This is a genomic window from Veronia pacifica, from assembly GCF_001707825.1.
GTDB classification, from domain to species: Bacteria; Pseudomonadota; Gammaproteobacteria; order Enterobacterales; family Vibrionaceae; genus Veronia; species Veronia pacifica.
On the sequence record NZ_LYBM01000002.1, the window covers coordinates 234,181 to 249,363 of the forward strand.

General features: G+C 44.8%; 9 protein-coding genes. 6 read left to right on the forward strand and 3 right to left on the reverse strand.

Annotated features, from left to right (window positions below; translation table 11 throughout):
* Positions 1 to 174 precede the first annotated feature (174 nt).
* The 3 genes from A8L45_RS02575 to cmoA all read right to left on the reverse strand — a co-directional run bounded on the left by A8L45_RS02575 (position 175) and on the right by cmoA (position 4,088).
* Positions 175 to 1,929 (reverse strand): ABC-F family ATP-binding cassette domain-containing protein, encoded by a 1,755-nt coding sequence (locus tag A8L45_RS02575; RefSeq protein ID WP_068898896.1) that lies wholly within the window; start codon positions 1,927 to 1,929, stop codon positions 175 to 177.
* Positions 1,930 to 2,317: 388 nt separating this feature from the next.
* Entirely contained in the window at positions 2,318 to 3,289 is a 972-nt protein-coding gene (cmoB, locus tag A8L45_RS02580) for a tRNA 5-methoxyuridine(34)/uridine 5-oxyacetic acid(34) synthase CmoB (protein WP_068898898.1), read from the reverse strand.
* 70 nt (positions 3,290 to 3,359) lie between these two features.
* Positions 3,360 to 4,088 carry a carboxy-S-adenosyl-L-methionine synthase CmoA gene (gene cmoA / locus A8L45_RS02585; RefSeq protein ID WP_068898901.1) on the reverse strand — a complete coding sequence of 243 codons (729 nt, stop codon included), beginning with the start codon at positions 4,086 to 4,088 and terminating at the stop codon, positions 3,360 to 3,362.
* A 265-nt stretch (positions 4,089 to 4,353) separates the two neighbouring features.
* On the opposite strand from cmoA, the gene A8L45_RS02590 reads away from it, so the two are divergent.
* The 6 genes from A8L45_RS02590 to A8L45_RS02610 all read left to right on the forward strand — a co-directional run bounded on the left by A8L45_RS02590 (position 4,354) and on the right by A8L45_RS02610 (position 15,183).
* Complete coding sequence (locus A8L45_RS02590) at positions 4,354 to 5,115, forward strand: TetR/AcrR family transcriptional regulator (protein ID WP_083228159.1); 762 nt, start codon at positions 4,354 to 4,356, stop codon at positions 5,113 to 5,115.
* A gap of 443 nt (positions 5,116 to 5,558) precedes the next feature.
* Positions 5,559 to 6,422 carry an RND transporter family protein gene (locus A8L45_RS25165; protein WP_245680629.1) on the forward strand — a complete coding sequence of 288 codons (864 nt, stop codon included), beginning with the start codon at positions 5,559 to 5,561 and terminating at the stop codon, positions 6,420 to 6,422.
* Complete coding sequence (locus tag A8L45_RS02595) at positions 6,341 to 7,882, forward strand: efflux RND transporter permease subunit (protein WP_245680630.1); 1,542 nt, start codon at positions 6,341 to 6,343, stop codon at positions 7,880 to 7,882. Before A8L45_RS25165 ends, A8L45_RS02595 begins: the two co-directional genes overlap by 82 nt.
* A 15-nt stretch (positions 7,883 to 7,897) precedes the next feature.
* Positions 7,898 to 9,223: a hypothetical protein gene (locus tag A8L45_RS02600; RefSeq protein ID WP_068898903.1), complete on the forward strand. Its 1,326-nt coding sequence runs from the start codon at positions 7,898 to 7,900 to the stop codon at positions 9,221 to 9,223.
* 576 nt (positions 9,224 to 9,799) lie between these two features.
* Positions 9,800 to 12,061, forward strand: a complete 2,262-nt coding sequence (locus A8L45_RS02605) for an efflux RND transporter permease subunit (RefSeq protein ID WP_245680631.1) — start codon at positions 9,800 to 9,802, stop codon at positions 12,059 to 12,061.
* A gap of 779 nt (positions 12,062 to 12,840) precedes the next feature.
* Positions 12,841 to 15,183, forward strand: a complete 2,343-nt coding sequence (locus A8L45_RS02610) for an efflux RND transporter permease subunit (protein WP_068898905.1) — start codon at positions 12,841 to 12,843, stop codon at positions 15,181 to 15,183.

Genomic DNA, 15,183 nt, shown 5'->3' on the forward strand with positions numbered 1-15,183 from the left:
AGTTCAATATGTTGATTTATAAAATGTTATTTGTCTCCAAAGGGATCGCTGATAATTAGGATGAGTCTCTCTCCGGGCGTGAAAAATTGTCTCTTTTATAGGGAAGAACCATTGAGAACGAGCAAACACGGTTATCGTGTTTGCTCGTATACAGTTTAACTTTTAAGCAAAAGATCACATCGATAATGATGTCTTAATGTAATCAATTTCTTTCTGCCATATTTGCTGTTGCTGAACTTTCTGATGTCTCGGCTTACGGTTGAGATCCGCTTCCAACAGCGTTTCTAGTTCAATCAGCTTTTCCAATAAATCATCAGTTAAATCAAAGCCCGGACTAGGACTTTCCTTGGCTGCTGGTGACGCTTTTTGGAGCGAAGGATGAAGTGTCGAAACCTCGACCAGTTCTGCATACACTTTGTCGAGATCGTGCCACTCTTCAAGTTTGCCGTCTTTCACCAACCAGAAACGGTTACAACTGGCTTCAATCAAACTACGATCGTGACTGACCAGAATCAGCCCGCCTGCAAATTCACGGATACTGTCTGCCAGCTCTTCTTTTCCCTCTAAATCTAGGTGGTTTGTGGGCTCATCAAGCATTAGCATATGGTAATCCGCCAAGGTTAAGCCGACAAAAAGCAGCCTTGATCGTTCGCCACCACTAAGCCCTTCAACGGTTTGCTGATGTCTGGCGTAGGGAAAACCCGCTTTTATCAGTGCCATTTTAAGGGATTCAGTGGGTAATGGCGCGAACTCACTGAGCGCTTCCATCAGTGTTTGCCGATCATTCAACTGCTGTAACGATTGATCGTAATAACCAAGCTTACTTTTCGGGTGAAGGCGTATTGCTTCATCGAGCAGTGGTCGGCGTTCATCGTCCTGAAGCGCCGAAAATTGCTGCCATAACATTCTGAGTAGGGATGATTTACCTGTCCCGTTCTGGCCAAGAATGGCAACCTTGTCACCGCTTTTTAGTTGAAGCTCAGGCGTGAGATACAAGGCTTCAGCATCGTCAGCAGGGCGAACCTCAACATTGTTTACCTCCAATAGCCTGTTTGCAGGTAACGCCGTACCTTTGAGTTTCAACTGCCACGGAGTGCCTTCAGACAGCTCTGTTTGACTGGCTTTTAACGCTTCTACACGTTTTTCCATTGTCTTGGCTTTTCGGGACAAATCCTCGTTATCGTAGGTGTGACCCCATACAGCAAGGCGCTTAGCACTTTTCGCAACGCGGTCTATCTCTTTCTGCTCTTCCTTGAAACGCGCCTCGTCAGCTTCATCCATTGCGGATAGCTCTGTACGGGCGGCCGAGCAAGGTAGTCCAAAGCTGTGCAATGTCCGATCGCGCATAATCCAGGTTGCATCGGTAACAGCATCCAATAACTTCTGATCATGAGAAACCAGCAAAAATCCCCCTTTGAATGCCTTCAGAAAGCGTTCAAGCCAAAACAGGGTAGGGAGATCCATGTGGTTGCTGGGTTCGTCCAGTAACAACAGATCAGGGTTATTGATCAATGCTCTGGCAAGCAGTAAGCGAGTGTGTTCTCCGCCACTTAGTGTACCTGCCGTTAAACTCATGTCTGCCTGATTAAAACCCATTTCATTCAGCAGAACATCAACACGCCAGATATCAGTTTGTTTTTCCTCATCAGAAAGACGTTCTGATACGGCCTGATGTATGGTTAACGCTGAGAGTGCAGGCGGTAAGTGCTGCTCGATATACTCAATATGACAATGCTTCGCGAGACTGATGTCACCTTCTTCAGCCGTGATTTTACCGGTTAATAGTTTTAACAGGGTACTTTTGCCACAGCCGTTATGGCCAACGAGTCCGATACGATCACCTCTGGAAACGGTGAAAGTAATATCGTCCAACAATGGGCCAGAAGTTGTGTGGTAAGAAACCTGTTTTGCAGATAATAGTGTGCTCATCGCATGTACTCGAATCGTCGGTGCGAGAGGCACCAGAAGTCAGAATTGCTGACAACAACCCGTAATGCTTGAGGGAAGGTTATTTACTTTGTTGATTGCTTCGCTCAAGCCAGGTTATCGCAGCATGAAAGCGCGAGTGCTTGAGTGGCGAGCATTACCAAAGAAGTGTATATGCTTTGTTACACATACATTCATGACCAGTTCCTCCCTTATTGTTAATGATTCCATACAAGTGACACTAAGAAAAGGCACTGAAATAGGCAAGAAAGTGGACAGATTTTTTAGGTGCTGGTAACAGTTTGACTCGTTTTAGAAAGAATCCAGCTTATCTGGGTAACAAAAAAGACGCCAAATGGCGTCTTTTTCGATTCTACTAGACTCGTTCGAATTAATCTGGATTCTTGGCGACCAGGATGGCGCGTTTCGGCGCTGGGTAACCCTCAACAGTCTTGGTTAGGTCGTCTTGATCCAAGTATTCAGGTAACGAATTGTGTGTCATCCAGTTGGTCGAGCGTTGTTCATCTGTGGTCGTGACACATTCATCGACGATACGAACTTCAGTAAAGCCCACTTTCTCCAGCCAGACTTTCAGTGCCTTGGCTGACGGGAAGAAGTACACATTCCGCATTTGCGCGTATCTGTCGGTTGGCACCAGCACCGCATTTTCATCGCCATCGATAACCAGTGTTTCAAGCACCAGTTCACCGCCTTTCACCAACTGATTTTTAAGTTGTATCAGGTGGTCAAGCGGCGAGCGTCTATGGTAGAGCACGCCCATGCTGAAAACGGTATCAAATGCTTTTAGCTCAGAAAGTTTTTCAATGCCCAAGGGTAGAAGGTGTGCCCGTTGGTCATTGCCCATTAGGCGACGAATAGCTTCAAACTGCACAAGGAACAGCTCTGAAGGGTCGATCCCAACTGTCAGCGCTGCACCTTCACCGAGCATACGCCACATGTGATAACCGTTACCACAGCCGACATCCAACACATAGCGCCCCTTAAGTGGTGAGATGTGCGGCAGTACGCGATCCCATTTCCAATCAGAGCGCCACTCAGTATCTATATGGAGGCCATGAACGGTATAAGGCCCTTTTCGCCACGGGTGGAAACTGCGAAGCAGGTTTTCAAGTTTTGCCTGATGACCCGGTTGTAAATCGCTGCCTGAACCTATGGTCACGCTGTCTTTCAACTCGACAGTAGAGGGAGCATCTGTCGGGATCTTTTTCAGTACCCGAAGCCACTTTGGCATATCGCCATGCGGGAGATCTTGCCATTCTGCTAGTTGACTGGGTAACACAGTCAGCCAGTTCTGCAGGCGGTTTTTTGCAATTAGTTGATAGAAATCAGAAAAATCAAACATGCATTTTCTTTTTGTTAATCAGCTTTAAAGGATGTCGTTTTTGAGCTGTTGTTGCTCACGTCAAAGCACATTACTTAATGGCGAACATCGACCCGAAGTTAAAACACTGAAACCAGACAGCGACACTGCTAAAACCGATCTTGTTCAGGCGTTGTTTATGACAGTCTATGGAGTCTGGACGCATCACATTTTCCAGTGCACTGCGTTTTTGGCTAATCTCCAGTTCGCTATATCCATTGGCACGCTTGAAGTCATGGTGGAGATCAATCAGCAAATCGTTCGCGGTTTCGTCGCCAAAGCTGTATTTTTCACTGATGATAAGAATTCCACCCGGTTTTAAACCGCTGTAGATTTTTTCTAATAATGCTTCACGATCGTCCGGTGACAGAAATTGAAGGGTGAAGTTCAAGACAACAACTGAGGCGTTGTTGATATCGATATGACGGATGTCGGCTTCAATCACCTCAACATCAGTATCGGAGCGGTAAGCACTTAGATGCAATTTACAACGCTCAACCATGGCTGGAGAGTTATCGACGGCAACGATGTGGCAGTTTTCAGCGCGAATATGACGTCGCATAGACAACGTCGCTGCGCCCAGTGAGCAACCTAAATCGTAGACATGACTGTCATCACTGGCGAATCGCTCTGCCAGCATGCCAATAGCGGAAATAATATTGCTATAGCCCGGCACAGAGCGTTGTATCATGTCCGGAAAGACCTCCGCTACGTTTTCATCAAACGTGAAATCCCCCAGCTTCTCAATCGGCGCAGCAAAAATACTATCGCGGTTGGCCATATCTATCTGCCTCAACATAAACAAAGTCGGTATGTCTCACTCTGCGTACACCCCGACTGAAAAGAGCATGGAGGCACTTCCGTCAGCCTCCGAAAAGCGGCGTATTGTAGTGAATTTTAGAGCAGAAGTCTTTAAATGGTTTGTGTCGAAATTATCTGTAATCTTTAGCAGGTTAGGGTGGTTGGAGTTTAGTGCTTGCTTCAATTCCGTGTTATAACAACTGAAGTTAGTGAAAAAATGCCATTCGCAAAGGATATCAGCGACAGTGTTAAACAATCTACTCTGCGAGAGTCAATACGGCCTGACACGGAAACAGCAGGCACTCATCGAGCGTGAAAAAGAGTTGCTGGGCATCGCCCATAACGTGGTGAAGAAAGAGGGTTTTACTGGCCTCACAATGGATAAAGTAGCGTCAGCCAGTGCTTATTCTAAAGGTACTGTCTACAACCATTTCTCCAGTAAAGAAGATCTGATAACTGCCTTAGCCATTATGGCACTGTCGCAGGAGATGTCGCTGTTCAAACGCGCTGTAATGTTTGACGGTAATTACCGTGAAAAACTTATGGCAGTGCATGCCGCTTACGCGCTCTTTTTCCGTCTGGAGCCCGCGCTGGCAAACTGTATTCTTTCCTGCCGAACTCCGACGGTGACAGAAAAAAGCTCGCCCGAAAGACTGGAAGGTTTGCGGAAACTGGAAGATGAACTTCTGTCGCTATGCGACGAGCTGGTCAAATCTTGTTTAAAGACCGGTGAGCTGAGCGATGTAAGTGGGATACATCCGTCTTCGATTGTCTTTGCCAATTGGGCAATAGGTTTTGGTGCTAACTCACTATATAACAGCGCACCGGATTCGGAATGTATCAAGCGACTGAGATCTGACCATCCAATTCTTGATTCCTTAAACCTTCTATTGGATGGCGTTGGCTGGAAGCCCCTTTCTACTGATTTCGACTACGCTGCTTCTTGGCAACGAGTCATGGATGAGATTTTTCCTGAGGAATTTTCACTTATCAGTCAGAGTTATTGACCACTCTACTCAAATACTTTTTCCATTGCATTTCTTGTTATTCAGCCGCAATAGTCGGCTGCCTTAGATCCCTTTTTATTCATCATCACTATTAATTTAGTGAATTATTAATAATAAGAACCCACTAAAAATGTCTTCTTTTCTAGTCAGTATGAAAGCGAACCTTGCGTTGCTAATTTTTTGAGCGGATCGGCGGCCTTCAGTCTCTGAGCCACTCCGGGTTCAATGCCTTCTCTTTTTCATTGATATTTACTGACTTTTAGTCTGGTACAACCAGTTGGACATCCTCTTCTCACTGGGTATTTCAGTGTCGTTTCATCAGTGGTTCTCTGTGCAAAAAATGTTCTAGTATGGCGATTTGGCAGGAATTCAGAAAGGACCTCTGACAATGTCATCTGTCAGTAGTGTCTGCCGCATTTTATTTTTTGAGTGGGGATATTTTGATGATTGACATGCTAGTTAGTTTGCCAGGAAAAAGGCCTAAGTTGTTTGTTATGGTCACGCTACTGGTCGTTTTTCTTTGTTCGATCGGACTTAAAGATCTTTATTTCCGTGGTGACTACAAGGTGTTTTTTCACGACGACAGTCCAGAAATTTCCGCATTTACTGAGCAGAGTGACAGATTTAGTCCATCCCAGGGGATGGTGATTGTCCTTCAGGATCCCAGCGGGGATATATTTAACGCTGAGACCCTGAGTTTGATAAGAGACCTGACGGAAAAAGGCTGGTTATTTCCATATGCTGTTCGGTCAGTCTCGGTCGCGAACTTTCAACACACCTCAGCGGTCGGTGACGACATGGTCGTGGAACCTTTGGTCGGCCCAGATAACCCTCTTACTGCGGCGGATATTAGCCATATTAAAGACATCGCAATGGCCGATCCCAATATCCACGGGGGGTTGATTTCCAAATCAGGCGATTTAGCGCTTGTCAGTGTGTCAGTTCGACTACCTGAGACGGGCAACCTGACCGTACAGGTAAAAGAAATTGTTGACCATACCAATGCGGTGATTGCTGAGGCACAAAAGAAGGCTCCCAACCTGATCTTTCGAAAAGGCGGAAGTATCGCGCTCAACGATGCGTTTACCACTGCAGCTGAAAAAGATGTAGAAACGCTCATCCCCATGATGTTTTTTGCTGTCATGGTCTTTCTGGGTTTTTTATTGAAGTCATGGCGCTTTGTTTTTGCCACCATGGTGTGCTGGCTTTATCCGTATCGGCAACAATGGGACTCTTGGGATGGAGTGGTCATTATTTATCTAATATCACTGTTGGCGTACCCATGTTGCTGCTCACGTTGGCGGTAGCAGATTGCGTTCATATCATCACTGGCTATATTCATGGGCTTCACAGGGGTAAAAGCCAAAAAGAAGCCATTGCGTACACGCTTGAGCTGAATTTCATTGCGTTGTTGGTTACCTCAGTCACCACTTCTTTTGGTTTCCTGATGATGAATGCCTCGGTATCGCCCGTCTTGGTTGATTTTGGCAACCTTGCTGCTGTCGGTGTCATGATAGCGTTTGTTCTGTCGATCACCCTATTGCCGGCGTTATTGGCAATCATGCCGGTAAAGGTCACTGCCACAAACATGGAAGTAGACGACCAATCTATGCTGTCGCTTGCTGAATGGGTTATCGCGCATCACCGAAAAATACTGCCTTTCTCTGCGTTGATTGTACTTTTGGGCGCTGTATTGATGATGCAGAATCAGCTCAACGATGAGTTGGTCAAATATTTCAACGAGGGGAGTGAATACCGCGAAGATGCCGATTTCTTTGAGAATCAAGTCGGGAATACCACGCTTTCAATCACCTTTGACACCCAACAAGACCAAGGCATCACGAAGGTTGAGTTTCTCAAAACACTGGATACGTTAACCGAGTGGCTTTATGAACAACCGGAAACGAACCATGTATCCAGTATTGTTGATGTGATGCGACGCCTCAATAAGAATTTTAATGGTGACCAGCCAGAGTATTATCGAATCCCTGACACTGATGAGCTCGCTGCGCAATATCTATTAATGTACGAGATGTCCTTACCCTATGGGCTCGATATGAACAGTCGAATTGATATCGGAAAGTCAGCTGTTCGAGTGACGGTGATCATGAAAAGTCTGGGCAGTCAGGAAATGATTGCGATGGAGGAAAGGATAAGAGACTGGATGGCGGTGAATGCGCCGCAGTACAACTATACGATCACTGATCTGGCAGTCATGTTTGCCCACATTGGTGCGACCAATATGGCGAGTATGCTGGTCACGCTTCCTCTGGCGCTTCTTGTGATCTCTTCCTTGTTAATCCTCGCTCTGCGCTCATGGCGACTCGGTATCATCAGTCTGATCCCCAACTGCTCACCCATTATCGTAGGTTTTGGTATCTGGTTCTTGATCTCTGGTGAAATAAATTTGGCTGTTTCCGTTGTTATTTCAATGACCTTGGGAATAGTCGTTGATGACTCCGTCCATTTTCTCAGTAAATACCGTACGGCCAGAATGTCAGGAAAGTCGCCCGAGGACGCAATTCGCTATGCTTTTGTTACGGTCGGTCGTGCACTCTGGGTAACAACCGTGGTATTGGCGACAGGATTCAGCATATTGGCAACATCCGAATTTGTGCCTAATTCTAGTTTAGGGCTACTTAGTGGCGTTGTTATTGTGATCGCCCTCCTGGGAGATTTCTTCATGCTGCCTGCTATTTTGCTCCTCACTGATCGAAAAGTGTATCAAAAAAAGGTTCAGAAACATCCGGAGCGACAATACGAGTAACAACAAGGAGATAAAATGCATCGCTGGTTATTATTATTCCCGTTTCTTATTATTTCTACTGTTGCCGAGGCATTGGAAGCCGAGGCCGAGGCATCAATAGAATATCGTCAGTTTTTCAGAGAAGGGGCGCTGGGACAGAAAACGCCCCAGTTTTCCGCCACTTTCTTGCCGACATTGTATTGGGAGAGCGAAGAGGGGGGACATTCAATCACCTGGACAACGCTCTTTCGGGCTGATTCACTCGATGAAAACCGGTCTCACATTGACGTACGGGAAGCCTACTACCAGACATATTTTGACTTGTATGGCAGCCTGGGGGAACTGGCTCTGAAAGTCGGTGCGGCTCAGGTGTTTTGGGGAGTGACCGAATCACAAAATATTGTCAATGTTATTAATCAGTCAGATCTGGTTGATAATGTGACTGGTGAAAAACTGGGTCAGCCAATGATTAACGTCAATCTGGATTCTGAGTTCGGCTTTCTCGAATTGTACGTATTGCCTGTGTTCCGTGAGCGCACTTTTGCCAGTGAATCCGGTCGTTTGGCCTTCCCCGGCGTTGTAAATAATCCGATTTATGAATCGTCCCGCAGGCAAAAGAAAATTGATTTAGGTTTTCGCTACTCCTACAGCTTTGACAGTTGGGACATCGGTTTTTCTGCCTTTACGGGCACCAACCGCGAACCCTATTTTGCTGCTCAGGTAAACACACCGGTCGATGAAGATCTGTCCACTGACATCAATATTGTTCCCTACTATGCAAAGATGACTCAGCTTGGCATTGATTTTCAGGCCTTCATTGGCGACTTTACCTGGAAGCTTGAGGCGATACGGCGTGAGAGTCTGGTCAACCATACAGCGGTGACCACGGGCTTTGAGTACACATTTGTCGGCATCTTTGATACTGACAATGACCTTACCCTTTTCTCAGAATATCTCTACGACAGTCGAGATCCAACAGGGCCTGTCAGTATTCAACTTGACCGCAACACGCAAGTATTACTATTGATTTCGGATACGCTTTTTGGTGGTTTACTCACACCAGACTTTGATGCGTTGGCTGATGAGCGCCGGATTCTGCCAACGTTTGCAAACAATGACATATTCACCGGTGCACGTTGGGTGTTGAATGATATCAATGGCACGGAAGTGCGTGTCGGCTGGTTAATGGATATCGAGTACATTACCTCTCATCTTCTTCAATATGAAGTCTCGGGACGTTTTGATGAAAGCTTGTCATGGAAAGTAGAGGGGACTTTTTTCAACAGTGAAGATAAACAAGATCCACTTTTTGGTGTGAAGGATGATGATTTTGTTAAGGCCGCGTTGACTTACTATTTTTAACTGCGGATTGCTTGATGTGTCAGCTTATTCTTGTGAGGTGATTGCTCTTAATCACTATGCCCTCCATTGCCATCAAGCAATATCGAATCCCCAGAATAATAACGTCTCAAACTGGTTCGTAGGAGGTATATAAATATTTCTTCTACGTATATGTGTTTTTATCAAAGATTAACTCCATTTTATTCTAACAAATGAGAATAAGACTGTTTTTGTCTAGATTGATAGTCATAATTTTAAAAAAGAAAAATGACACTTATTATATTTAAATATCTGATAATAAAATAAAAAAACGAGTTCATCATAAATATTATTGGTTATTTATCCGAACGCTTACCATCTTTATGAAGTGGTCTAACCAGTTGGACAAAATGTAATTGTTACTAATGAATAAGCAATTCCCTCCATTTATTTTGTGTCACTAAGTGTACTAGCATGGCTGCCAATAAGTTAATCAATAATAAGTTCGGCTGATATCCACTTCTTTTAAATTCAGGCGCTATTTGTGAGGACACAATGATCCGAAATATGCTTTTTAAATGGCCAGTACATTATCCATGGATTTTCTTGATCGGAATTATGACGCTTGTAGCCGTATCGTCTTACGGAGCCAAGAACCTATATTTTCGTGGCAGTTACAAAGTGTTCTTCCACGATGACAGCCCTGAAATCTTGTCACTGGATAAAATTCAAAACCGATTTGCAGTTAACCAGGGAATAAGCATTGCTCTGGAAAACAAAAACGGAGACATATTCAATCAATCCACACTGCGAATAATCCGGGAGTTAACTGAGCGAGGTTGGCAATTGCCTTACGCGGTAAGGTCTTCATCTATCGCAAACTTTCAGTATACCTCTGCAGATGGTGATGATTTAAAGGTTGAACCTCTAATATCCATGGATAACCCTTTGGGCAAGGAAGAGATTGCATTTATCAAGCAGACAGCCATGTCTGACCCCAATTTGCGAGGGGGATTCATTTCTCCAGAAGGTGATGTGGCTTTAACGACCTTTACGGTGAAATTACCAGAAGATGGAAACCTGACTCAGCAAACGCAAACGATCATCTCGCACGTTGACGCGCTCATTGCCGAGTTTCAGAAGGAAGACCCGACACTGGTTTTTCACAAGGTTGGCACCGTAGCGTTTAATGCGGCCTTCATTGACGCCGCAATACATGATGTCAAATTTCTCATTCCTTTGATGTTCAGTGTGGTGATCATTTTTCTTGGTTTTCTACTCAAGTCGTGGCGATTTGTGTTTGCGACCATGATGGTTTTGACCGGGTCTGTATGTATTTCGATGGGCTTACTGGGTTGGGCAGGGCACTTTTTATCGAATATGACCATAGGCTTACCCATGCTGCTGTTGACGCTGGCCGTTGCTGATTGTGTTCACATTATTACTGGATATGTGAACGGACTTAATCAGGGAAAAAATCAGCGTGAGGCTATCTCGTATAGCCTTGAACTCAACTTTACCGCCCTTCTGGTGACTTCTGTTACTACATCATTTGGTTTTCTAATGATGAATGCATCCGTTTCTCCTGTGCTGGTGGACTTCGGTAACCTGTCTGCGCTGGGTGTAATGGTTGCCTTTTTACTGTCCATCACTCTTCTCCCTGCACTCCTCGCTATTTTGCCTGTAAAGGTTAACCGTTCTGAATCAGGCAAACAGGATCAGGTGATGCTTGGTTTGTCTTCATGGGTAATAAGGCACCACAAGAAAATCCTTCCTATCTCAGCAATCGTTGTATTGGGAGGTGGATTTTTAATGAGCAAAAATCAACTGAACGACGAGATGATCAAATATTTCAAACCGGGCAGTGAGTTCAGAGAGACGGTCGATTTCCTTGACGAGCGTGTTGGAAACTCAACCGTGAGTATTATTCTCGAGTCGGGTGAACAACAGGGTGTCACTCAGGTACGCTTCCTCAAAAAGTTGGACGAATTGACCACCTGGCTGGATCAACAGCCTGAAGTGAATTTCGTTTACAGTCTTTCTGACGTGGTAAAGAGACTTAATCAAAACCTTAATGGCGATGAGTCCGCCAGCTACCGATTGCCTGAAAATGATCAATTGGCCGCTCAATATCTATTGTTGTACGAGCTGTCGTTACCATATGGTCTGGACTTAAACAGCCGAACCGACATTGATAAATCGGCTGTAAGGGTATCGGTGATCATGAAAAGTCTTGGCAGCGCGGAAATGCAGGACTTCGAAAAGCGCGTCGAAGACTGGCTGGATGCCCGCGCCCCAGAGTACAGATATCAGATTTCGGATTTATCGGTTCTGCTTGCTCATATTGGAGAAAGCAATCTTGCCAGCATGTTGGTGACATTGCCTATAGCCATTATTGTTATTTCATCCCTGTTAGTACTAGCCTTGCGTTCGTGGCGGCTTGGGATACTGAGTTTGATACCGAACTGCGCGCCTATCATTGTCGGTTTCGGAGTATGGTTCTTGGTCTATGGTGAGGTGAATCTGGCGGTGTCTGTGGTGATCTCCATGACCCTAGGTATTGTTGTAGATGATACCGTTCACTTTCTAAGCAAGTACCAGTTGGCAAGAAAGGAGGGTAAAACGGTAGAAGAAGGGATCCAATATGCCTTTGTGACGGTCGGCAAAGCGCTGTGGGTTACAACGGTCGTCCTTGGTTCCGGCTTCGCTATACTCGCATTTTCAGATTTTATTCCCAATGCCAGCTTGGGCACGCTGAGCACAGCTGTGGTTTTGTTTGCCCTACTCGGAGACTTTTTCATGTTGCCAGCATTATTGATGCTGATTGACAGAAAGCCTTACAAGCGAGCGGAAGAGCAGCTTATTGAACAACGAACTTGATAGTCCATTTCGATTACATAGACAAGTGAGGTGGGTAGTCTTCAGCTTTGTTGACACTCTTGTTGTCACTTTGTCTCATATCGGGGAAAAGGGCTTATGGTGATTCATCGATAATTTCAGCAGTCTTGGTTATCAGGGCTGCTGTTTTTTCCAAAATTACTGAGTGTGTTCAGAACACGTATCGTTAAGCTTGTTGAATGTTGCAGCCATTTTTTCTATATGCATCAATCTTCGATTTATCATTTAATGAAAAATTGGTATTTCAGCTTGTTTCTCCCTCAAGTCAGGGAATGACAAAAAAGTTTCAGCTTCAATCAAGGTCTGGCTAGGCAAACCGTTCTTCACCACTAAATAAAACGTTTTGCATTATGTAAAATCAGATGCTGTCTATTTTTCAAGTGCATATAAGCTAATAACCATATATGCAAAAGCTATTCGTTTATTATCTTCCATTCTAAATATTGAGAATATTATGTTTATTGACTAAAAAAATAGTCAATAGCACGTTAAAAGCAACTGATTTTCTCAACTTATCAAATCTGGCTACGACTGGTGTCAGAGCGGTAGCCCACTTTTTTACCGCTACTGATCCCTTACTAATATACAACGTGATGAATGGTATAAGCAGTTAGGCATATTCGAGCTCACCTCCGAGAGGACGGCACTTCTTCCTATTTATTTGTGATTGAAGAATGTACTAGCATGGCGAGCAGTAATGACTGTTTAGAGTATTACTCCTAACACTTCGACACATTGAGTGTGCTATTTGCGAGGAATTTATGCTCCGGAATATGCTTTTTAAATGGCCTGTTCAGTTCCCATGGATGGTTCTGATAGGTGTTTTGATATGTGTTGGCATTTCTTCTTTTGGTGCTAAGAATCTGTATTTTCGGGGTGGTTACAAAGTCTTCTTTGACGACAACAGCCCGGAGCTGATTGCAATTGATAACATGCAAAACCGTTTTACCGCTAACAATCAGGGGATTGGTATTGTCGTCTACAATCCCAACGGTGATATTTATAATAAAACGACGCTAAATATCATCAAAGAGATCACTGAAAAAGGCTGGACATTGCCTTTCGTCACGCGGTCTGAATCTCTCGCAAACTATCAGCATACTCAGGTAGAGGGAGATGATTTAAGAGTTAATCCGCTGATTGGCGATGACAACGCATTAAGCGAACAGGATATTGCTTTTATCAAGCAAGTCGTGAAGTCATCGCCCAATCTCAATGGTGGGTACATTTCTTCAGATGGTCAGCTCGCCTTAATCACACTCGCGATGAAGCTTCCCGTTAACGATGATGTCTCCGGCCATATCACTGAAATCATCGAGCACGTTGATCGACTGATTGCTGATGTTCAGCCAAAGAACCCGTCGCTCATCTTTTTTAAGTCAGGTGCCGTTTCCTTCGAAAATGCGTTCTTCAATGCTGCAGTCAACGATGCCACATTTCTCATCCCGCTAATGTTTGTCATCGTCATCATTTTTCTGAGCCTATTGTTGAAGTCTTTTCATTTTGTCTTCGCCACGATGACAGTGCTCGTTGGGTCGGTGCTGGTGTCAATGGGCCTACTTGGCTGGGTGGGACATTTTCTCTCGAATCTGACGATGGGCATTCCAATTTTACTACTGACGCTGGCCGTTGCTGATTGCGTTCACATCATCACTGGTTACATCAACGGTCTGCATCAGGGAAAAAGTCAACGAGAAGCCATTTCCTATAGTTTAGAGCTGAATTTTGTTGCGCTGCTGGTGACTTCTGTCACGACCTCTTTTGGCTTTCTTATGATGAATGCCTCTGCGTCACCTCTTTTAGTAGACTTCGGCAACCTGGCAGCATGCGGCGTCATGGTCGCTTTCATCCTCTCTATCACTTTACTGCCTGCACTATTGGCGATACTGCCGATAAAAGTATCAGCATCAGAATCTGATGTGAAAGATAACACTATGCTGAAGCTGTCCTCATGGGTGATCGCGCATCATAAAAAAGTCTTGCCTATTTCTGTGCTCATCGTGTTAACAGGCGGCTTTTTGATGAGCAAAAACCAGCTTAATGATGAATTAGTAAAGTACTTCAAACCCGGCAGTGAGTTCAGAGATTCTGTCGACTTTCTGGATGACCGACTTGGTAATTCGACGATGAGTGTGGTCATTGAAACGGGTAAGGCACAGGGCATTACTCAGGTTGAATTCCTTAGCACTCTCGATGACTTTATCCGTTGGCTTGATGAGCAACCTGAAGTCAATTTTGTCTTCAGTTTTACTGACGTAGTCAAACGGATCAATCAGAACATGAATGGCGGTGATGAGACATTTTATCGAGTGCCGGATAATGATCAGCTGGCTGCCCAATACCTACTGCTCTACGAGATGTCTCTTCCATATGGCCTTGATCTGAACAACGACACAGACATCAGTAAATCCGCTGTGAAAGTCCCTATGTTGCTAAGGAGTCTTGGCAGCAAAGAAATGCAGAATTTCGAAAAGCGTGTAGAGAATTGGCTTGCAACCAATGCCTCACAATATGAGTTCAAAATTTCGGACCTATCCGTCTTATTCGCCCACATTGGTGAGACAAATCTCGACAGTATGCTAATGACCTTACCGATTGCTTTAGTAGTCATATCGGCGCTCCTCATTATGGCATTAAGGTCTTGGCATCTAGGCTTATTAAGCCTGATACCGAATTGCTCGCCAATTATTGTTGGTTTTGGGGTTTGGTACCTTGTATATGGCGAGGTCAATCTCGCTGTTTCAGTCGTCATCTCTATGACCTTGGGTATCGTCGTTGATGATACGGTGCATTTCCTCAGTAAATATCAAACTGCGAGACGCGAAGGGAAAACCGTTGAAGAAGGCATTCAATATGCTTTTGTGACAGTCGGAAAAGCTTTGTGGGTAACGACTGCGGTACTGGGTTCAGGTTTCGCTATTCTCGCTTTTTCAGAGTTCATTCCCAATGCCAGTCTCGGCACGCTCAGTTCTGTTGTGGTTGTCGCTGCCTTATTGGGAGACTTTTTTATGTTACCGGCGCTGCTGCTTCTCATTGATAAAAAACCTTACAAACAAAAAGAGCGTCGTTTTTTCCAAGGGACTGAATTTAAACAGGGGACGTAA